The organism is Psychrobacter sp. LFX-11D, assembly GCF_904846475.1.
GTDB classification, from domain to species: Bacteria; Pseudomonadota; Gammaproteobacteria; order Pseudomonadales; family Moraxellaceae; genus Psychrobacter; species Psychrobacter cryohalolentis.
In genome coordinates this window covers 118,269-140,709 of the sequence record NZ_CAJHAV010000007.1, presented here as the reverse complement: position 1 = coordinate 140,709, position 22,441 = coordinate 118,269, and the positions used below count along the sequence as shown (strand labels likewise).

Below are 22,441 nucleotides of genomic sequence, written 5' to 3'. Positions count from 1 at the left end.
CTTTTTTAGATGTTTTTAGAGTGATTGTTGTCTGTAGTGCCCTCTACACAGTCTTGCTGTATTTTTCTTGATATATTTTGATGGTTATTATCGCGATAACTGCCATCATTGCTGAGAGAACAAAAGGAGAGAGCAAACCAAACATCGGTACAAATAAAGTGACCGACAACCCTGCTAGCACGCCGCCCCATTTTGCTAGCGCATCATAGCGAGAGAATATTTTGCCGCTATGTTTAGACTGGTTAGTATCCGCCATCTGCGTATGCAGGCTTTGGTAACACATAAACATGCCCACGCCAAATAGCATTCTAGCCAACCAAATCAAGGGAAGATAATCCGTCAAATGCAGCAAAACCGCACTCGCTAATACCGTAAAACCAAGGCTTAAGGACATTGCTGGCAGGCGTTGGCTGATGCGCCCATAGAGCAGCTGACAGATCAGATACATGACATGAGGCATGGCATATAATTGTCCTATTTGAGAGGTGCTAAGCCCAAAAGTTTTGGCAAATGGCAAAAAATAGGGAAAAGTCGCTACCATACAAAAGGCTAAGAAAAACTGCAGCACCGATATAAACAGATAAGGATTGGCGAAAAAAGCTGTGCTCGTTAGACTTTGTGCTGAGTGCTGAGTCTCCTTTTTATCGCTTTTAGCTGTGTTGCTGTTACTGTTGTTGGTTTTGGTTTTGGTTTTGGTTTTTGTAGATGCTTTTGGCAATTCGGTAGTATTTGCGGTTGTGCCGATATTGCCTGCTGCGATAACGTCTTTTTTTAACAAAAAGCTGAGTAGTAATGCTAAGAGCGGCAGGATGGCAAGCACGCGATACAAACTTAACACCTCGTAATGGTGTACTAAAAACCCGAGCCCAATCGGGGCGGTAATCAGGGCAAGTCGTGCTGAGAATTGAGTGAAATTCAACACCTGTTTTAAGGCGTTTTTATCAGTGATACTGGTGGCTAAATATGCGTTTGAGGCAGCCATTGTCCCACCAAACAGCCCCTGAACGCTCAGCCCTATGACGAGCTGCCATAAAGACTGAGAAAATCCGCATATCAAAAACCCCACTGCCAAACCCAACTCCGCCCGCAACAAGGATGTTTTGCGACCATATGTATCGGCGAAAATTCCCCAGTATCTGGCAGCGATGGCAGTCATGAGGGTCGGTAATATAAACAGCAAACCAACCCAGCCTGATTGCAATGGCGCATTTAGCTCTTGGAGCATGATTGGTAAAAACAAAGGCATACCTAACGCAGAAAACGCGGACAGGTAGTGACAACATAAGACGATTGCCACCATCATTCGATAGCTCATTAGGAATCCTGTTTGTGTCGCTGCATAAGTTTTAAGGTATTGGGCGCTGATTTACCATAGAACTTATTGATATCAGTCGCGCCAGACTGCTCTTTTGACAACAGACTACCAGCAGACAATAAGTATTTGATATACCAGTGCTGGCTCTCTAATAAGACTTGCTTGGCAAGATGGATGTCGTAACCTTGTTTAGAGAGGCTGTGTAAGGTCGTATCAATACAGTCTATTAAGGTTTGATAGGCGTCATGACGGTTGATGATGTTATGGGCGCTCATCATCTCAATAATGGCAACGATGTCTAGCTGGAGCGTGATGGTCAAAAACATCTGTGCTAATGCCAACTCATCTTCAACGACGATACGTTGGTCTTTAATATCCTTGATGTCCTTAATATCATTAATAGCACTGCTATTTATCACATCGCCTAAACCAACTTGTGCCATGCCAGCGTTAAATCGTGGTGGATAAAGGCATGCTGAATCATTGTCTTTCATGAGTAAACTCATCGTGCGGCTATGGTGGTCAAATACAATGACAGCATTTTGCTGATTGGCTTCTAGCGCAATGCCATATTTGATCCATAAATTTAAATGAACATGGCATAACAGGTGGATGTACTCTTTTAACCAAAGCTTACTATCACCGTCATAAAACTGTGCAATTAAGTGGCTGATAAAGGGGCGACCATCAGGCATGACGCTGCCAAACGCCGCTACCGGTACAGGAGTTTTATTGGTTAGATTAATATCATCATAGCGCCTGACGATAAAGGCAAGAGTTTTATCATCGCCCATATGACCACCTAGGCTTTCATCGCAATGGGTGTAACACCCTTGCAGCGCGGCATCATTTTTTTCAATCAATCGTAAGGTGCGTTGAAACCAGTAACCATCATAAATGGTTGAAGGCTTAATTAAGCGCACGTTTTTATTGCCTAAGGTGCGGACGATGAGCGGTACTTTGATATGAATATTTGGCTCAGCACAGCACACTACCGTGCGCACAGATAAGGTTGGTTGTACGCTTAGCGCAGACTTGGGTGCCAATATAATTTGCAGCGAAGTATCCTTGAGAACATGCTGGTGCAGCAGCGGCAAGGTTAACGGATGTACTGGAAATAGGTGATGCGTCTGTTGGAGGTCCGGACTGAGACCGACGTCTGTAAAGCTTGGCCAAACATCAGGTAGCTTGGCGCTGACGGTGCTTAGAGCTTTAGAGATAGCAACCCAATGTAGGCTAAAGGTTGGTGCAAACTCTGGACTATAGGCTGCGATATCAGACGCGTCCAGACCAAGCTTGGCTCGGGCAGTCGGATAATAAGGGTGATCCAAATACGAGGCGACTTGATCGGCGTATAGCAAACGCTCAGACCAGCTTGGGTATCCAGTAATATTGCGTTCAAGATGGCAGCGTTGAGACTCAAACCCTTGGCGCGCTAACGCTCGGTGTTCGGTGGCACAATCAAGCTCAAGCAGATAGCTGTCGAGCGCAGTCTCACAGGCATCTGGCAACTGTTTGAGAATGGCTACAAAATCCTGATAGTCATGCTTGATGAGGTAATCGCCTGAGTTTTTTTGAAGCCACATTGGGCTGGCAAGTTGCCAATATTGCATATAATCACTGGCTACAATCGGCAACCAGTCGGTTTGATTGGACGAAGTTATCTTTAGCCACAACTTCTGCTGTTTTAACACCTCTGGCAGATGAGGAAGATCAAATTCTGTTTCCATAATGGTGCTATCTGACAGCAAGCCATAGACGTCTTCGCGGATACAGGTGTTGATAAAGCGTTCGGTAATATATTGTTTGTCCATTATAAGCTCTCAAAATATAACAAGTTAAAAACTAAAAGTTAAATCGGTAAAAGGTGTGTCTAAAAATTTTATGATTCAAACTGCCATTGCAAATTTTCTATGGCATCGCTTAGCACGTCATTCATGGTATTTGTGCAATCGGAATAAGCCAGTAGTCGGCTCAGATAGTCTTTATTAGAGTGGGTAATATGAATGGTTTGATGTTGTTTTTTTAGGGGCTGATGGATAATGACACTTTGTTGGGTTTGTTTTTTAAATGAGGCAGGAGCAGATCGAATCGTGCCAGATTGAGGTGCAACAATGTAATGAATGCGTGCATGCGTACTGATGGCGAGTGACCCGAACTCGGCCTCTAACTCAGCAATGCTGACCCCTTGATGCAATCTAACAATGGTGTCAAACCATGGGTAGTGCGCCATATCATGTAATAAAAACTCTCTGCCATCACCGATGCTGCGATAGTTGATTTCAACCAAATGCACCTCGCCCGTTGGGGTAATAATAAACTCACTGTGACAGACGCCAAGTCCAACACCGATATCTTGTAGAATCGCCAAACAACGCTCACGGTACTGTACACACAAAGGCGTATTCCAAACTGCATCAAGCTCTACAAAATGTGGCGGTTCGGTCAATGTCACCTCAAAGCCGCCTACCGCCACCAAACGCTCACCATCTCCGAGTGTCTCTAACGTAATTAAGCGCCCAGCCACATAGGACTCAACCAAAATAGGCAGGGTTTTTGACTGCCAAAAACTTTGGCAATAGCTTAGCAGCTCGTTTTTATTCATACAAAGCTGAACGTCCATGCTAGCGACGCCTTGCTTGGGTTTAGCGACTAGAGGGAAGCTGATGCTGAGATTCTCAAGGTGTAAATCTTTGGCGGTTAGCAGCTGATAGCCGGCTTGGTATAAGTGAGCAGAATGCAGCTGTGTTCTCATTAAGTACTTGTCTTTAAAGACCAAGCAGTGACACCAGTCTTTACTAGGCAAATGGAAAAATTCAGCGACCACAGCGGTTGCGGCTTGTAGATGGTCGCTATTACTAAAGACCAGATTGGGCAGGATATGATAATTATTTAAGGTATCAATGATCGCTAGAGGGTTAAATACATCGCATTCAAGGATGCTGATTTGCGCCCCTAAAGGCGTCGTTATTAACGCATCCATGTGTGCCTCTTTATCATCGGTTATGATAATCAATTGACTGTCAGGTACGTGCCTCGATTTCAATAAGGCGGGGATAAAACCTTCAATAACTGCATCGTTGACCACATGAGTGATGAGAACCGTAGAATAAGTCATAGAGTTTTCCTTTCATAATTAGCTATAAATAAAAACAAGCAGTACAATCTTTTATTGAACGCAATAATAATGATAATGATAATCATTTACAAGTAAATTATGAAAATATTGTTCTATTAATGGCTGAAATCTACTAAAATTTTTTAAGAGAGGGGTTTAAGTGCGAAGGTAAGCAGTGAAATTTGATAAGAGAGACAAAGAGGTTACAATGTTTTTTTGAAATAAAAGCAAATCCATTTCAGATTTGCTTTTATCGTTGCGAAGTATTCAAGAATTAGAATTTATTAACCCTTAAAATTGATAGTTAAGCCCCAGTTTGTATGAACGTCCGGGTGCAGGATAGCGACCAACAGGACTGGTATCGACACCGCGGAAATAATACTGTTCATCAAATAAGTTATTAATACCAAATTGAACAGATAGTTTTTCGTTTTTGGTATCTTGCAATGTTTTTTGTAGGCTCAAGCTCCAAACTTGATAAGCAGGTGTCTCACCAATGCCGCCGTCTTTGCTTTCTGCTACCGTGTTGGCATTATCAGCATAAGCTTTGTCATAGTAAACGCCAGATAAAGTAGCGTTGTAATCTTGATGCTTATAACTGGCGTGCCAGCCCAACTGATGTGGCGAGCTGTACGGCAGTTGATTGCCTTCATCTGCCCCTTCTTTTAGCGTGGCATCAAGATAGTTGTAACTAAGACCTACATCTAGGTTTTTGAATGTTTTTGGGGTATAAGTAATCGCAGTTTCTAAACCTTGATGCAGGGTACGACCCACATTATCAAAGCTTTGCTCTGCGCTGTTCCATTGCAGCTGATCTTTAAAATCTATGCGATACAATCCCAAATTAGCTTGCAGACTATCGGTGGTATAGCGTGTACCTATTTCATAATTCCACGCAAGCTCACTACCTTCTTCACCGTTACCGCGAATATTGGCAATTTGCGGCGTTCTTAGAGATTTCTGCGCATTGGCATAAATCAGCCAAAGCTTGTCATCAGATTTGGTTAATGCATAAGACGTTGTCAGCCCAGGCAGCCATTCCGTAATGGTGTTATCTGTTTGCGTGTTATTACCAGCATCATTAAACGTCATTTTTGCATTTTCATAACGAATACCGGGGGTAACTTTTAGACGCTCATCCAGAAAGCTCATCTCATCGCTAACATAAGCGGCCCATGCATCCGTTTGTAGGTTCCAATCACGGGGCATGGTCGTCGTACCATCAGCAAGTTTGGTTTGCGTCAGTTTATAATCGATGTCTTCATTGACGTAGCGCACGCCACTGATGAGGTGGTGCTTGATATTTTTGCTATCACCAATCTTCATAGAAAACTTCGGCTCTACGCCATAAACAGTAAACTCACGAGGTGAGGTACGTAGGCTGTCTGCTGCAATAGCAGGATCTGCCCAATGTACACCTTGTTTGTTCGCTTGTGAGTTAAATCCCCACTCAAAATTACGTGTGGCATGATGACCAAAAGTAGTGAGGTCTAATACTGCTTCATCACCGATATCTAAGTAGTTTTTGTACTTAGCATGCCAGCGCGTTGATTTACCTTGATAAGCTTCAAGTGGGCGTTGACTCTGTTCGACATCTTGCTCATAGGCAGCAGGCGAGAGCGCACCCGGCATTTCTGTATCAGCATCATAGTATTGCAAGAACCCTTCCAATTCTTGATTGTCATCAATATACCAAAGGGCTTTGGCTTGTAGGTTAGTAACTTCAGTGTCTGAGTGATCTCTAAAGCTGTCACCCTTAATACCGTTGGCTTCTAGCTGTATTCCGAAATCATCATTTAACCAGCGGCTGTGACGAGCATATAAACTGGTCAATGGCTTACCATTTTGCTCAAAGACCGTTAAATTGGTACCAATCTCAGTTTGAGTCTCTTTCGTAATAGGTTTGGTGATGAGGTTAATCACACCGCCGACATTATTTGGACCATATTGGGTCGCAGCCCCGCCGCGTACGACATCGATGCGCTCAAGATTATCAAGGGTTGCTGGAAAGATGGACTGACCGGTATGACCATAAGGTGCTAAGGTTAAAGGAATGCCATCCATTAAAAACTGCGCCTGTCCACTACGGCTGGCACTCAACCCGCGAACAGAGATATTCGGTAACACGCCAGTGCCTGTTTCATCGTCAATTTTGACACCTGGAATAAACTGTAGCGCCCCGTCAATGGAGTTACTCACGGTTTTTTTAATAAAATCGTTGTCAATCACCGTACGATTACCGGCAAATGCTTTTACCTGATTAGCACTAGAATCACCTAACGTCTCTGCAGTGACAATGATTGGCGCGGCAGTAAAAGAAAGTACTTTTGTTTCTGCTTTATTATTAATGGAGCTAGTTGTAATGGAAGTGTCTGAGCGAGCCTCAACACTCGTTTTCTTACTAATGGGCGTCATCTCAGCGCTACTTTGTTGATAAATGCAAAACATAGCAAGACAAAGCGCAGAACGTTTAAAAATAATAACCATAACAATTCCAATTATTTAGCAGGTGTTTATGTCAGTCAAAGGTGAATAGTGTTACTAAAACGTTGCAATTATAAACAGTAATAGTTATCATTTGCAAAATTATTATCATTTATATGCTTAAGTATTAGTAAATACTGTTCAATAATTATTGATACTAAGCCACTGACAACCTCGCTCATTCCTTAACACATCTATGGATCTAATTATGTCTCACCATCAACCTAAACCCTTAGTGACTGCGGTTCGTGCTCAATTATTCCTCGCCATGATGACGACTGGTCTAACCATGGTGGTGAGTCAACAGGTTGCTGCTCAAGAGACAGCTATACAGCCATTAACAACACTGCCATCAACGACGCTAGCGCCGATTGTGGTCATGGCTAAAACCTATGAAGGCTATGCTGCTTATGCTCCAACGTCAGGGACCAAGACGCAGACCGAGTGGTTAGATGTGCCGCAGTCAGTATCGGTAGTAACTAAAACGGAGCTAGAGGATAGAGGCGCGGTGCGCGTGATGGATGCTATGAAAGGCGTCGCCGGTTTGAATAACACGCTTGGCGAAGGTAGCCGAGACGAGTTTGTGCTGCGTGGATTCAATGGTTTAAACGATGTCTATAGCGATGGTATGCGTGATGATGGCAAATTGCAGTCCTATCGCAGCCTCGCCAATGTAGAGCGCGTAGAGGTGGTAAAAGGTCCAGCGGGCGCGCTGTATGGGCGTGGTAGTGCAGGTGGTATTATCAACCTCGTCAGTAAAAAAGCAGAAGGCGATGACTTTGATAAGGTGCAAGCACAAGTAGGTAGCGATGGCTTAGCCGTGGCGCGCATTGATAGCTCGCATAAATTATCAGATACCGTCAATGCCCGTATCAATGCCGAGTATCGCCGCAGTGACTCCTATATCGATCATGTCGATTCAAATGATGTCTTTATTGCACCAACGGTACGTTGGCAGCCGACTGACCAGCAAACGCTGGATTTCTCCCTCGATTTTATGCGTCAGCACCTAGTGCCTTATCGCGGTGTTCCGTCCAAAGATGGTAAGCCTGTTGATGTACCTCCTAATACCTTTTATGGCGGCACCAATGATTACCAAGATTCAGACACTTGGCATGCCAATGTCAATCATGAGTTTGATATAAATGATGATCTTAAATGGACCAATCGAGCTTCATACAGCCACATTACTTTAGAGCAAAAAGGCACCCGTCAATCATCTGCTGATGTGGTCAATGATAAGGTTGAACGTACTGTCAATAATTTTGGTTATGATCCACGCACGACAAAGACCTTACAGTCTGAGCTTGCTTGGAATAAGGGCAATCATGAGCTGCTATTTGGTGCCGATTATAATGACATTGATATCGATTTGACCCTTGCGACTGACAAAAATGTACCACCTACATCTGCAACTAACCCGAGCGCTGGTCCAACGCCTAACCCAGGTTTCCCCGCATTTCGTAAAAACAGCACCCAAAGCATCGGTGTCTTTGCCCAAGATGTCTATCACATTGGCGACTGGTCACTTGTCGGCAACGTTCGCTATGACAATATGCGCCTGAGTCAAAACGCTAATGGTAAGGACAGTGAGCTTAACGACGACAAATTCAGTTACCGAACAGGCGTCGTCTATAAGTTTAATGATGCCACCTCCGCTTATGCCACCGTAGCGCGTTCATGGCAGCTGCCTTATTCTGGAACGTTTATCAATCCAAAGTTGGGCGCACTTTACCAGACCGACCTAAAAGAAATTGGGGTGAAAACGTATTTAAATAATGACGATATTATGCTTAATGCTTCTCTCTATCGCATTGATAAAGAAGACCCAAAAACCAATGACAATCGCGAAGTGACGGATAAAGATGAGTTTCGTCATCAAGGTCTAGAGTTAGAAGCTCGAGGTAAGCTAAGTGATAATTGGGATGTGTCGGCAGGCTATAGTTATCTTGATGCTGAAGATAAAAAAACGGGTCTGATGCCAAACGACGTACCGAATCAAACGTTCTCGTTATGGACCGCTTATCAACCTGCTGATCAATGGCGAATTGGTGGCGGGGTGAATTATATCAGTGACCGCTACGCTGGAGACGCAGAGGCAGTCGAGCTAGCTGGCTATACGACCGTAGATTTAATGACTGCCTACAGCATGGGCAAACATAATCTGCAATTGAATCTAAATAACGCTCTGGATAAAGAATATGCGCTAGGGGCTACCAATGGCACCTCGGGCAAAAACCAAATTGGTCTTGGTGCGCCTAGAACATGGTTGTTGACGTATAACTACGAATTTTAACGAGTGCGTCTTAACGCCAAAATTTCATGTCCCTAGCGCCCAACCCATTGAATGATATTAAGAAAAGTTATTTATGAATCAACGTCCAAAGCTCACGCTTATTTTACCCTTACTGGTCATCGTATTGATTGTGGTTGGCGGTATTGTTTTTATTATGAATCAAAAAAATAATACTACGGCAACTCCATCATTGAATGCTGATAACGGCATGTCGGCAGCAGCAGTTACTAAGTCAAATGATAAAAATAACGTTCTTCTGCTAACCGATGAAGAAATTAAAGCGCGTCTGCCCAATCTAAGCGACTATCCGAGTGACCCGAAGCGTATTGTAGTTTTGGAATACTCATTTTTAGGGGATGCGTTAGCGTTAGGTCTGAAGCCAGTTGGTATTGCAGATGACAATAAGCCTGACAGTATCATTGCCGAGTTTACCAAACAACTCTCGGATTACACCTCTGTCGGTTCAAGATATCAGCCAAGCCTTGAGGCCATCGCTGATTTAAAACCCGACCTTATCATTGCCGATGATGAGCGCCATACCGTCATCGCCGATGAGCTTGGTCGCATTGCACCGTCGGTTGTACTCAAAAGTCGCGGCGAGAGTTATGTAGAGAATATCCAGACGGCGCAATTGGTCGGGCATATCGTACATCAAGATAAAAAAATGTCGCAAGTCATCAATACGCATCTAAAAAAGATGGCAGATTTAAAGTCGCAATTGGCAACAACCCCACTTGCTAACCACAGCGTTCAGTTTGCTATTATTAGTGATAAAGGCATGTGGCTGCATGGTCCAAGCTCGTATGCCGGTAGCTTACTTAATCATCTAAATATCAAAAGCCCTATTCCGGAACAAACAGGTGAGGCGTATATCGCAACCAGTTTGGAGCAATTATTGGCAGCTAATCCAGATTGGTTATTGATTGGGCGTTATAACGATCACACCATTTATGATGAATGGAAGTCCTCACCGCTATTTAATCAGCTAACGGCGGTCAAAAAGAATCAGGTCATCGAAGTCGATCCCAATTATTGGGCGCTCAATCGCAGTATGCAATCCGCTGAACATATGACAGCTGAGCTGCTTGAGATTGCTAAGCAAAAAGGCAAAAAAAGTCCAAGTCCTTCTGTAAAAGAGTCAAATTAATGAGACTTTGCACTACTGTCTTTTTAAAGCAAGGCGACTTTTATGGTTGATAAGCAACTTAGCCGCTCATCTTCCGTCTTGCCAAAACCCGCTATTGCAAAGCGCCCGATAACACGGGCGCTATTGTGGTGTGGGTTATTAGTCATTTTACTGATTGGCTGCTGGCAAGGGTTAACGGCATATTCAAAATTTGCCCTGTCGCTGACGGATTTACTTTCCTTATTGACGCAGCAAAATGGTCAAGCGTCGCTAACTGCACAATTATTAATAGAGATTCGCCTGCCGCGCGTGCTCGTGGCGATTATAGTCGGTGCCAATTTGGCGGTGGCTGGACTGCTAATGCAGGTGATGACCCGTAACTCACTGGCATCTCCTGCGGTATTGGGTATCAATGCAGGGGCAGCGTGCGTGGTTGCTTTATCCTCTATTGGTTTAGGATTTACCTTTTTAACCTCTACCTTTTTGCAAGCAATGGTTGGGGCAGTGCTCTCTTGTGCCCTCGTTGCAGGATTGGCGGGTTATTTTTCTGGGCGTCCGGTGCATCCTGTTCGTCTAATCTTATCGGGCGTTGCTATCAATGCGCTGCTGGTCGGCATGACACGAGCGGCGCTGATTACTACGGATGAGCAAGCTTATGGGGTACTGTATTGGCTGGCAGGTTCTATTGCCAATACGCGCTGGGAGTCCATTCCCATGCTAGCGGCTATATCGCTGCTGACCTTGGGTTATGGCTGGTGGCTATCACCTAAATTAAATGTCTTGGTGCTGGGCGATGATGTGGCAAGTAGCCTTGGGGTGAACCTGCGGGCATTACAGTGGTCATGTGGGGCATTGATTACGATATTGACGGCTATCAGTGTGGCGGTCACCGGTCCTGTTGCCTTTGTCGGTTTGATTATCCCCCATGTTGCCAAGCGCCTGTTAAAGCAGGTATCGAATATGGCTTATGAGCAGATTTTGCCATTGTCTATGCTGCTTGGCAGTATATTGATGGTGTGGGCGGATGTCTTGTCACGAGCAGTTGCTTATCCGGCAGAGACACCAGTGGGCTTGCTAACGGCACTTATTGGGACACCCGTTTTTATTGCGCTGGCATGTAGAAGACGACTCGATAGCTGATCGATATAGTCAGGGAAAAGTAATATCGATACATCAAGTACTGCTGATATTAATTTTTCTTGCTTGCTGTACCTACGCAGACAGAGGCTGCAAAAAATTTATACCAGCAGTACTTTAGCGTTTTTGAGATATTTTAACTATAACTAAAAGCGATTCAAAATCCTATCCAGCAACAAAAGTAAACAACGAATGACGATACAAACTAAAGCTTCTTCATCGCGCTCAAACTCACTATTTGCTCGTAAATCGGCAAGTAGGGCGGTGGTACTGATTATTGTGCTGCTATTGATACTCAGTATTAGCAGCATCTTTTTTGGTGCCAGTGAATTAACGCTAGTGCAAATCTGGCAGCATTTACAGCAAGGTTTTGGCGGCGACGAAGACTTTATTGTTTGGCAACATCGATTGCCACGCACGATATTATCAATTTTAGTCGGGGCAAGTCTCGGTTTATCAGGCTCATTGGTTCAAGGGGTCATTCGTAACCCGTTAGCATCACCTGACTTGATGGGTATCAGTGCTGGCGCAGGGTTTTGCGCGACTTTGTTGCTGGTTATGCTTCCTGCGGCACCAACGTGGTGGCTATCTGTCGCAGCTTTACTTGGCGGATTATTGGCCTTTTGTTTTATCATGCTGTTGGCACAGATATCTCAGCCAACGCCAGCACGTTTGGCATTGATTGGCGTCGCCATTAGTGCCTTTTTAGCCAGTGGGATTAATTTTTTACTGGTCATTTATCCAGTTGAAATTAACACCGCAATGATTTGGTTAACTGGTAGCTTGTGGGGTCGCAGCTGGCAACATATTCCCATGTTAACGATAATATTTGCCGTATTAATGGTCATCAGTATGTATTTAGCATGGCGTTTAGATGTATTGGGACTTGGCGAGGAAACGGCATATCATCTTGGTGTGTCAGTCAAGCCATTAGAATTTACTACATTATTTATCGCAGTGGTGATTGCGAGTTTGGCGGTGTCGGTGGCAGGGACAGTCAGTTTTATTGGTTTACTCGCGCCGCATATCGCACGATTGCTCTTTGGGCATCAGCACCGCATCTTGTTGCCAGCGTCAGCGCTGATAGGCGCGATCATTTTAGTCACCGCAGATGTATTGGCACGCAGTCTATTTGCGCCAATTGAGCTACCAGCTGGCGTCTTAACCTCAGTGATCGGTGCGCCTTATTTTATCTTTTTGCTATCGCGCTATAAGGGGTGGTGATGCTATCAGTGAATGAACTACAGCTTGGCTATCATGGCGGACAGACAGTTATCAAAAACTTGTCCCTTGAGTTGCCAGAAAATAAAGTCATTGGACTCATTGGTCCAAATGGTTGCGGAAAATCTACGCTATTAAAAGGCTTGTGCCGGCTGATTCAACCTCAATCGGGCAGAATCTTACTTAGACAACAAGATATGGCGCAATTGAATAATCGGCAGATTGCTCGTCAGATATCGGTATTGCCACAAGTACAGACCAATCCTGAAGGCTTGACTGTCAGACAGTTGGTTGAGTATGGCAGAACGCCCTATGTCTCACATTGGGGTAAGTTGAGCGCGACAGACAACCAGATAGTAGATAGCGTTATAAATGAGATGTCTATTCAATCTCTAGCTGAGACATCACTTGAAGCCTTATCTGGCGGTCAACAGCAGCGCGCTTGGCTCGCGATGGTTTTAGCGCAGGATACGGATATTATCATGCTGGATGAACCAACTACCTATCTAGATATCTCTTACCAAATAGAGCTGATGCGACTCATACGAGAATTAAAAGACAACGGCAAAAGCATTATAGTTGTGCTCCATGACCTCAACCAAGCAGCGAGATATTGTGATTTATTGGTGGTGCTAAAGTCGGGCGAACTGCAAATAATGGGCACCCCTTGTGAGGTGGTGACGGAGGGAATGCTTGCTGATATATTTGACGTGCAAGCCAAAGTGATTACAGACCCTGTAGCAGGTTCACCCATGTGTGTGTATTTATAGCATGCCTGCGCCGCTATCTTTTATCAGCTGAGCACCAGTACATTTACAGCTGGCAGCAGGACTTAGAGCCTAAAACAACCAGACACAAAGCACCGACCAAAATACCTAATGAAGCCTCACAAATCGATGTCGAATAGTATCCTGACGATTATATGTAGGAGCGTGCAAATCGTTTAGGTTGTAGTTAACTATAGTTCTTGCTTATTTCACATACACAAATTGATCATTAAAAATTCTGATAAACGATCAGCAATATTGTTTATCAGAATTAGTATAATGTTTGACTGAAACTTAACCTGCTTTAATAATTGCCTAAAGCCGCTCTTAATCTATCTTCAACATCGATTTCGCCACAGCTTCGGCCACTTTAATGCCATCAATCCCTGCTGATAATATGCCACCTGCGTAGCCAGCGCCTTCGCCTGCAGGGAATAAGCCTTTGGTATTAATGCTTTGGAATTCTTTATTGCGTTTAATACTGATTGGTGACGATGTTCTGGTTTCTACGCCAGTGAGTAAACCGTCGTCAGATGAAAACCCTTGGATTTTTTTATTAAACGCTGGAATGGCTTCGCGTATGGCATCCACGGCAAAGTCAGGTAAAGCTTTGCTTAAGTCGGTTAAGGTAATGCCCGGTGTATAAGACGGGTTAACATCGCCCAATTCTGAGTCTGGCTTACCTTTTAAGAAATCGCCAATGGTTTGCGCTGGGGCACTGTAGTCTTTACCGCCTAATTCAAACGCTAAGGTTTCTAGTTGTCTTTGTAAGTCGATACCAGCAAGAGGGTGGTTTGGGTAATCTCGCTCTGGGTCGATGCCGACAACAATAGCACTGTTGGCGTTACGCTCGTTCCTTGAATATTGGCTCATGCCGTTAGTGACAACACGGCCTTCTTCTGATGCTGCGGCAACAACAGTTCCACCTGGACACATACAGAAGCTATAAACAGAACGACCATTTTTACAATGATGAACCAGTTTATAATCCGCAGCGCCAAGTATTTCGTTTCCAGCATTGTCACCAAAGCGTGCTTGGTCTATGGTTGACTGTTTATGTTCAATCCTAAAACCAATCGAGAAAGGTTTTGCTTCAACATACACGCCTTTATCATAGATCATTTGGAAGGTATCACGGGCGCTATGACCAACAGCTAAAACAACATGGTTAGTTTTTAAGGTTTCGCCACTATTAAGTGTCACGCCAGTTACTTTTGAGTCAGTTATATGCAAGTCATCTACGCGAGTAGCAAAACGGACTTCACCACCAAGTTCTATGATCTCGGCACGCATTTTTTCTACCATAGTGACTAACTTATAAGTACCTATGTGCGGTTTACTGACAAATAAAATCTCATCTGGTGCGCCAGCTTTTACAAATTCAGTCATGACTTTACGGCCATAATGATTTGGATCTTTCACTTGGCTATATAATTTACCATCGGAAAAGGTACCGGCTCCGCCTTCACCGAATTGTACGTTTGATTCAGTGTTTAATTTACGCTGACGCCAAAAGCCAAAGGTGTCTTTGGTGCGTTGTCTGACTTCATTACCGCGTTCAATGATAATAGGTTTAAAGCCCATTTGGGCAAGAGTAAGTGCTGCTAATAAACCACAAGGTCCAAAACCAATAACAACAGGACGCTCAGTTAAATCTTCTGGCGCTTTACCTACATATTTGTAGCTGGTATCTGGTGTTGCTTTAACGTGGTTATCTGACTCAAATTGAACCAGTAAATCATTGGTTAAATCCGAGTCGGTCAGTGTGATGTCTAGCGTATAAATTAATTGGATATTTCTTTTATTACGAGCATCATAACCACGTTTAAACATCACAAATGACACCATCTGCTCAGCAGAAATTTTAAGTTTTGTCGTTATAGCAGTCGTTAAATCTTCAGGTGCATGATTTAATGGCAATTTAATTTCAGTTAAACGTATCATTGGTTACTCATAAACTCGTGTAGAAAACAGTCTCGCATTTTACTGGTACTGATACAAATAAGCGAATAAATATTTTACTTACGCAGGGTAAATTTACGGATTTGTATTGTAGTTTGAAAATGATCCGCCATCTTGAATTATAAATGATAATTTTTATGGCGTTCATCGTTGATGATAACTGCATTAAATGCATATACACGGACTGTGTTGCAGTATGTCCCGTGGATGCATTTTTTGAAGGTCCTAACTTTTTAGCGATAGATCCTGATAATTGCATAGATTGCAGCTTGTGTGAGCCTGAATGCCCAGCCAATTCTATTACACTAGTATCGAAACCAAGATTTTAGAAAAGACCTATCGAAAAGCCATCTGCTAAAATAAATATCCATTCAGACGTTATATAAGATATAGATTTTTGCCATCACCATAGAGTGTAACTTTTTTGGATATTGAGTGTTTGGCGGTATCGGTTAATACCGTCTATGATACCGTTATTTTCACCGTGTACAAGTGGTAGATACCGTTATTAATCGGTGACTACCGTATATTAAACAATAAAAAACCCTTGCAGCGAGTGGCTTACAAGGGTTTATCGTGTTATATCGCTATGTTTGTTGGTGCGCCTACAGGGACTTGAACCCCGATCGATCGCTTAGGAGGCAACTGCTCTATCCTGTTGAGCTATAGGCGCATAATAGAATGCTATTGTAGAAAAAAGCACTTATAAAATCAATTAATACCGAGTAAGTAGAGGGTTTTGTATTTATTTAGCAATACTGATAGCGTCAGCGACATCTACTGTCAACTCGCCTGTTGCTTTTTTGCCTTGCGTATTTGACTTAAAAAGGTTTGCCATATCGTTTTGATAGCCATCGATATTTTCATAATCGTGTCTACTTAATATATCTTGCCCTGTACTTGAGAGTAAAAAGTTTCGAAAGTTAAGTGCAATAGGATTTTGAGTTAAGATGACACCGTCTACTTTTTTCTTGTCTTTTAAGGCATAACTAAACGATACAAGACTTCGAGTGTTTGTATTATCAGCTTCACCTTTAGCAGCGATTTCATCAGCATTACTATCTGCATCGATAGTATCTTCTACCATGCCATTTTTTGCCTTGCTCTGGTTTTGTTCATCTTGTGCTATTTTTAATTTTTCTTGTAATGGTGCTAAGCGCGCTGCCGATAAATTGCCATCAGCAATAATGATATCGGTATCAACAATAAATAAAGACGGCTCATTATCGGCTACTTTATTATCCGATAGCGTCAAAAGTGCAACAGAGGCGACATAACTTGTCATGATTTCTACATTGGGATAACGAGATTGAAAACTTGAAATCACAGCGTCTAAAGGCACTTGTATTTTTTCTTCTGCTTGTATGTGCAAAGTGCTTTTGGCAACCGTCTCTCCATCTTCTTCCGCGGAAGCAGTGGATCCACTCTCATTTGACATAATAGGCAATGGATCCATGTTTTTACGATTGCTGGTCCATAACCAAGTAAAGATGGCGATAAAAATAATCAGCAGCAGTAAAATGAGCCCAGCCAGTAGCAGCTTGTAGTCTTTCATATGGTACCGATCTTCTTATTGTTGGTTTAAATGTGGTTTAGAGCGGTTGATGCAGCACTTCATCTGCTAAATCCGCCAGCATATCCGAAAAAATATCAGTTTGTTCTGGGTTTTTATGAGCAGTGGTATTATTGCTACTTGCCAGAGCAGAGAGGTAGTTTGAAGGGGAAGAGGGTTGATTGTCAATCATTTTTGTGGAGGTTTGATGCGCCGCCAATGGTGATTGTCCTGCACTTAGTTTGTCTTTAAGCCATTCAAAGCCGTGAGTTTCCCACCATGCCTCGAAGCGTGATAAGGTGCTTCCACGTACTGCCATAGGTAGATTTAGGGTCCGTAATTTTTGTGCCAAAATAGGGTCGCTTATGGCTTGATGAATACTCAGATAGAGTCCACGACTGTCATCCTTATATGGCTGTCTATTTTGCCAAGATTGATCATCTATTTTCATGCGTGGCAATTGCCAAAGCTCACCGCGGTAGTATACGACATATAAACGTCGTTTAGGATGAATGAAAATGGCATCAATGGGACGCAAGGGCATAGTATTAAATTGTCTCATCACTAAGAATTGAGGTAAAACGCAGCGACATCTATTGTCGCAGTGTGTTTTTATCAGTGGTTTATATGCTAGTAAACGTTGACGAACAATGGCAAACTAATAGCCAGATTACTATTCGCCTTACAAGAGAGTCTGTAAGCGGATATACATGAGGGTTTACCAATGCAGTTTGATTTAACAGCGTCATGCTAGCAGAAATGTCATCCATTGACGACTGCTAAACATGGATTGACAAGTATTGCCGCCTACAGCGTTGTTATTACACTCAAAATTTTACTATGAATGTTTGCGTGCTATCTCGAGCATGTATTTTTTATCAATCCCTTTATTCTCCTGTTACCTCAATCAGACTATCCTCTATGTTTACCATTATACAATCCCATCGTACCGAAAATCTTGTTGATCAGCTTCTTGTACAATATCAGTCCAAAAATCAGCCTGTTTTTGAGCCTTTTATTGTCATTGTGCCTTCAATGGTATTGGGTGATTGGTTAGATAAAACTATTGCTAGCCGTGCTGGTATTAGTACCTTGGTGCGTACTAAGTTTTGGGGTCAATATCAGTGGACACTTATGCAGGATGTGTTAACCCGCCATAATGCATATCTGTTAGAGCGGGACCCTGATACAGCAACCTTGAATGTTCCTGAAGTGGCAGTATTGTCACCAACGGTCATGCAATGGCGATTGTTTGGGTATCTGACTTACTACCAAGAGTCGATTATTAAAGATGAAAAACATCCGGTGAATCCGCTGCTGGCGTCTTTGATTGATGAGCTACAAGAAGGGGTTGAGCAAGACAATGTACGACAAGATAAGTCGCAGCAAGATGCGCGTATTTGGCAGCTGTCAAATGATCTGGCGAGGGTGTTTAATCGCTATTTGACCCATCGTGAGGATTGGTTGGCATTATGGTCGCATAATAAACCGCTGAATGTGAATGAGTTGATAGCGGATAAAGATGCCTTATCCCTGCGCTTTGATAAATATGCGCGTGGCACGCCTGAGTGGTTGGTCGAGCATTATGTTGAGTTAGAAATTGCTCAACGCTTCTTATGGTCGCATTTATTTGCCGATGTGCATCAGCACCGTGTTGTACTGGAAGAGGTGTTTTGGCAAGCACTAAAGTCAAATAAGGCTGGCGAGCAAAGTCAGTTACCCAAAGTGCTGCGTATTTTTACCATCCAGCAGTTGCCACAGACTGAGCTGGACTTTTTGCAGCGCTTATCGCAATACATGGATATCACACTGTTGCATTACAATCCATCGAAGCTTTTTTGGGCGGACATTGTTGATAAGTCGTGGTTACAGCGCCAACAGATTATTAATCCTGAAAGCGTGTTCTTGCGTGACTATGGACACAGTCTGCTGTCTCGTTTGGGTAAACAATCGCGCGATACCTTTGCCATGCTTGCCAACTTGTCAGGTAATGAGCAATACCAAGATGCGCTTGTAGAATGGCAAGATAGCTTTAGTATTGGCGAAAACGGCGATGATGACTTGTATGATGAATTCGGCTTTGATGATAGCGTCTATGATGCTGATGTAAGCGGCAGTTTTCAAACTGCGCAAAACAGTCCAAGCTTACTTAGACGTTTGCAAAACGATGTGTTGATGCTTGATGAGCAATCGACCCAGCAAGCGACGGCTGCAAAAGTTTCGCAGGAGATGAGTAAGCAAATAGAGCTGGGCTTTGATCAAGAGCCGCATCAAACACCATGGTATGAAGATGAGGCGTTAGAGAATAAGCGCTTTGAAAAAGACCGCTTTTGGGCAATGTCTGCGCAAGATAATAGCCTAAGCATCCATTCGTGCCACAGTTTACAGCGCCAGCTTGAAGTACTACGTATCATGATTGGGCGCTGGCTGAATGAACCCATCAAAACTGGTGAGAAAAAGCGCCATATCTCTGACATTGTTGTGCTGCTACCTGATGTTGAGCGGCATCATGCGCTGATCAGCTCTATTTTTGTTAATGGCAAAGGTCAGGATGGTTTGACTCTGCCTGCTAAGGTGACTGGTGTTGTCGATGCAGACATTCGCCAGTTATGGGAAGCCATTATTGGTTTTTATAAACTATTGGGTAGCCATAGCGCCCGTTTTGAAGCGGCTGAAGTCTTAGATTGGCTCATGTTGCCTCCTTTATTTGAAAGCTTTGGGCTGACTCATGAGCAGATGAGCCGTGGTTGTGACTTGTTGGTAGAGGCGGGCTTTATCCGTGGTTTTGATGAGCAACATCTTAAGCAAACTTTGGACAGTAACGATTACGACTATCGCTTTAGCTTTGCACAGGCATTAGATAGATTAACTTTAGGTCTAGTGATGCCAGAGGCTGAGCTAAGCAATTGTTTATATACTCTGAATGACGATGAATGGCCAAGTACTGCGTTGCCAGAAATGACATTACCGTTACCACAAGTGAGCCTAAATGATGCGTTGATTGTTGAAGCGCTTTGCCGTATTTATGCAGGTTTGGTCGCACGACGTGATGATCATACACAAAAGATGAAAGCGGAAGATTGGCTCGATCAGATTGAGACACAAGTCATTCATCGTTACTTTGGCGATGTCGATCAAACACGTACCATGCGCGCCATCTATAATGCAATGAATGGCTTTAAGTCAAGCCTGCGAGCCAATCGTCACTATAGGCAGTACGCTAGTGGTGATATCGACAACAGAGAAGTGGAGCAGAGGCTGTCAGGTGTGGAGCAGTTGCCGCTCAAGCTGAGCTTTATGCTAGACAGTATCGAAAATGAGCTTGAAAGTCAGCAGGTCAGTGCGGAGCCAACTGGGGTAATTACCTTTGGTCGATTTGGTGCACTAAGAAACGTGCCGTTTGAGTTAGTGGTGATGCTCAATATGGATCTCTCTGAGTTTCCTGGGCGTGATCGTGACAACCGCTATGATTTGATGAAAGCGACCAATGCACGCCGCGGTGACAGAGTCAGTGAAGATGATGACAACGGCGCATTTTTAGATGCGCTACTGTGCGCGCGCAGTGCATGTTGGATGTTCTACAATGGCCAAAGCTTGACGGATACTCATGAGCATTTGCCAGCCAACCCAGTGAGTGAGCTATTGCAGTTCTTGCAAGGTGAGGTGCAATGGCAGGTAAACTCGCTTGAGACATTACCTGAGAATATTGATCCCACTACCGAGAGTCTCAAGCGCTATTTGCCTAAATTAATTAAGCAGTGGTTAGTGACTGAGCATCCTGCACTACCTTTTCATGAGAGTCTGTTTGAGACAGAAATTGAAGGCACTGATGTTTTTGAGCAAGCATCTCCTGATATTGATGGCAATGCTAATGCCAACGTTAATATCAATGCTCAGGATACCAGCCCTGTCGATATGATTGACGAGCTGGATAATTTATTAAATACAGCCATGCGCAAAACCAAACTGGCTCAGAAAAAACAGTTTCCGCCTGCACCGCTTTGGCAAGCTGTGTTTGATACCTTGAAGGGTCGAGTATCTAGCGAGCATCCACAGCTAGTAGGATTACCTACAAAAGGGCAATATGAATCTATTGCTCAGATTCTCGGTCAAGGTTTGGGTCAGATGGGACAAGTAGATAATCAAACATTCTCTGCATTAATTGAGATGCTAGCGCTAGATAATACTGCTGATGCCAGTGATAGTAGTGATATGAATGAGGCACTCATCAAGACCCTATTTGATACTATATTTAACATTGGAGAGATAGACGTTGAGGGAATATTGGTCTATCAAGTGCGTCATCCTGCCAAGGCTTTTTTGCGTACTCAAAAAGTGCATGTAGTGCAAGGTGAAGAAGCACTGTCGCAACAAGAGCCGCTATTCTTGGACAGTCTGACTACCTATCAAATCAAAGATCATTTGATAAATGAATTGACCAATAATGCCACCAATAAGAATAGTGATGGGAAGGCTAAACAAGACAGTCAAATCTTGATGTATCAAAAAATCATGCCAGCAGGTGTGGCTCGTCAAACCACGTTGCCCAATCAACAACAAAAACTGCAACAGCAATGTCTAGAGTTCAAAGAGCAGTTAGTTGCTAATGGCTTTGATGAGGTTGGAGAGGATAGCGCAGGTGGTTTAGAGTTACTGACTCAAACCTCTGAGCACCCCATTCAGATAGAGCTAGCAGCTGTATTAAATTGCGCTGATAATGAGTCACTGCTTAAGTTGCTACCTAAAATTATTAAAATAAAAGGCTCAGTACCAATATTAGTGCCAATATTAGCATCAATATCAGTGCCGATAGGTGCTCATAATAGTCGCTCTTATCTACAGACAGGTAAGTCCTACGCCGAGCAATCTCCCAAACAGTGGTTAAATATATTGCCCAATTCTGCCAGTCCTAGGCATTTACTCAAATTTTGGTTGTCGCATTTGTATTGGCAAGTAGCCAGACGCACCACTACCGAACAAGTGGTATTAGATGATGGTGTGAGCATTTGGCGCTTTAATAAGCCTAATTCGCAAGTCAAAAAATATGACAAAGTAATGGCATTTAAACTAAGCCCGATTGTGTATGAAGATGCGGCGGCCGAGCTGATAAAATGGGCAATTTTTGCCAAGCTATCAGGTCAAGTACCTATTACACTCTTGCCAGAACATGCACTCAGTTATCTTGATAAGTGCCTAAAATCTGAAGAGAGTGAGAACGGTAGCTATTGGCCAAAACGAGCAGACTTCTCGGATTGGTTAAGACCTAGCTATCACACAGATACGATATATGATACTTGCTCGCAGCACGCCATTTGGCAGTACGTACTGCGTGACCAAGATGCGTTTAAAGCGCTATCAGCAGCGTTAACTACCTTAGCGAAGCCGCTATATGAGCCAATGTTTGCTGCACTAGATAGTCTAGATGGCTAGCTATTCCGAATGGTTGGTTTTTGCCCTTTGGTT

The 22,441-nt window shown here is 43.5% G+C and carries 13 protein-coding genes, 1 tRNA gene and 1 pseudogene; 7 read left to right on the top strand and 8 right to left on the bottom strand.

Annotated elements, in window-relative coordinates; all coding sequences use genetic code 11:
- Window positions 1-43: 43 nt before the first annotated feature.
- The 4 genes from JMX75_RS07150 to JMX75_RS07135 form a co-directional block, all read right to left on the bottom strand.
- The gene (locus JMX75_RS07150; RefSeq protein ID WP_201531776.1) at window positions 44-1,315 is read right to left on the bottom strand and encodes an MFS transporter; all 1,272 of its coding nucleotides are present in this window, start codon (window positions 1,313-1,315) and stop codon (window positions 44-46) included.
- A complete protein-coding gene (locus tag JMX75_RS07145) occupies window positions 1,315-3,129 on the bottom strand; it encodes an IucA/IucC family protein (RefSeq protein WP_201531774.1) in 1,815 nt (604 codons plus the stop codon). The genes JMX75_RS07150 and JMX75_RS07145 overlap by 1 nt, the downstream gene beginning before the upstream one ends.
- A gap of 68 nt (window positions 3,130-3,197) precedes the next feature.
- Window positions 3,198-4,433, bottom strand: coding sequence for an ATP-grasp domain-containing protein (locus JMX75_RS07140; protein WP_201531772.1), 1,236 nt, complete (start codon window positions 4,431-4,433; stop codon window positions 3,198-3,200).
- 291 nt (window positions 4,434-4,724) lie between these two features.
- Window positions 4,725-6,920 carry a TonB-dependent receptor family protein gene (locus JMX75_RS07135; protein ID WP_320157702.1) on the bottom strand — a complete coding sequence of 732 codons (2,196 nt, stop codon included), beginning with the start codon at window positions 6,918-6,920 and terminating at the stop codon, window positions 4,725-4,727.
- Window positions 6,921-7,125: 205 nt separating this feature from the next.
- On the opposite strand from JMX75_RS07135, the gene JMX75_RS07130 reads away from it, so the two are divergent.
- The 5 genes from JMX75_RS07130 (at window position 7,126) to fecE (ending at window position 13,467) form a co-directional block, all read left to right on the top strand.
- Window positions 7,126-9,213 carry a TonB-dependent receptor gene (locus JMX75_RS07130; protein ID WP_227673046.1) on the top strand — a complete coding sequence of 696 codons (2,088 nt, stop codon included), beginning with the start codon at window positions 7,126-7,128 and terminating at the stop codon, window positions 9,211-9,213.
- A gap of 73 nt (window positions 9,214-9,286) precedes the next feature.
- Complete coding sequence (locus JMX75_RS07125; protein ID WP_201531768.1) at window positions 9,287-10,360, top strand: ABC transporter substrate-binding protein; 1,074 nt, start codon at window positions 9,287-9,289, stop codon at window positions 10,358-10,360.
- A gap of 42 nt (window positions 10,361-10,402) precedes the next feature.
- Entirely contained in the window at window positions 10,403-11,479 is a 1,077-nt protein-coding gene (locus tag JMX75_RS07120) for a FecCD family ABC transporter permease (RefSeq protein ID WP_201531766.1), read from the top strand.
- A 189-nt stretch (window positions 11,480-11,668) separates the two neighbouring features.
- Window positions 11,669-12,700, top strand: a complete 1,032-nt coding sequence (locus tag JMX75_RS07115; RefSeq protein ID WP_201531764.1) for a FecCD family ABC transporter permease — start codon at window positions 11,669-11,671, stop codon at window positions 12,698-12,700.
- Complete coding sequence (fecE, locus tag JMX75_RS07110) at window positions 12,700-13,467, top strand: Fe(3+) dicitrate ABC transporter ATP-binding protein FecE (RefSeq protein WP_011513618.1); 768 nt, start codon at window positions 12,700-12,702, stop codon at window positions 13,465-13,467. Before JMX75_RS07115 ends, fecE begins: the two co-directional genes overlap by 1 nt.
- Before the next feature lie 324 nt (window positions 13,468-13,791).
- Here fecE and JMX75_RS07105 read toward each other — a convergent pair whose 3' ends face one another.
- Window positions 13,792-15,408 carry an NAD(P)/FAD-dependent oxidoreductase gene (locus tag JMX75_RS07105; protein WP_020443490.1) on the bottom strand — a complete coding sequence of 539 codons (1,617 nt, stop codon included), beginning with the start codon at window positions 15,406-15,408 and terminating at the stop codon, window positions 13,792-13,794.
- Window positions 15,409-15,563: 155 nt separating this feature from the next.
- On the opposite strand from JMX75_RS07105, the pseudogene JMX75_RS07100 reads away from it, so the two are divergent.
- Window positions 15,564-15,728: pseudogene (locus JMX75_RS07100) on the top strand (indolepyruvate ferredoxin oxidoreductase subunit alpha); the annotation flags it as partial.
- A 295-nt stretch (window positions 15,729-16,023) separates the two neighbouring features.
- On the opposite strand, the gene JMX75_RS07095 reads toward JMX75_RS07100, so the two are convergent.
- The 3 genes from JMX75_RS07095 to JMX75_RS07085 all read right to left on the bottom strand — a co-directional run bounded on the left by JMX75_RS07095 (window position 16,024) and on the right by JMX75_RS07085 (window position 17,522).
- Window positions 16,024-16,099 (bottom strand) — tRNA-Arg (locus JMX75_RS07095).
- Between the two features lie 72 nt (window positions 16,100-16,171).
- Window positions 16,172-16,981 (bottom strand): hypothetical protein, encoded by an 810-nt coding sequence (locus tag JMX75_RS07090; protein ID WP_201531762.1) that lies wholly within the window; start codon window positions 16,979-16,981, stop codon window positions 16,172-16,174.
- Window positions 16,982-17,018: 37 nt separating this feature from the next.
- Window positions 17,019-17,522, bottom strand: a complete 504-nt coding sequence (locus JMX75_RS07085) for a hypothetical protein (protein ID WP_201531760.1) — start codon at window positions 17,520-17,522, stop codon at window positions 17,019-17,021.
- Between the two features lie 377 nt (window positions 17,523-17,899).
- On the opposite strand from JMX75_RS07085, the gene JMX75_RS07080 reads away from it, so the two are divergent.
- The gene (locus JMX75_RS07080; RefSeq protein ID WP_201531758.1) at window positions 17,900-22,408 is read left to right on the top strand and encodes an exodeoxyribonuclease V subunit gamma; all 4,509 of its coding nucleotides are present in this window, start codon (window positions 17,900-17,902) and stop codon (window positions 22,406-22,408) included.
- The last annotated feature ends 33 nt before the right edge of the window (window positions 22,409-22,441 follow it).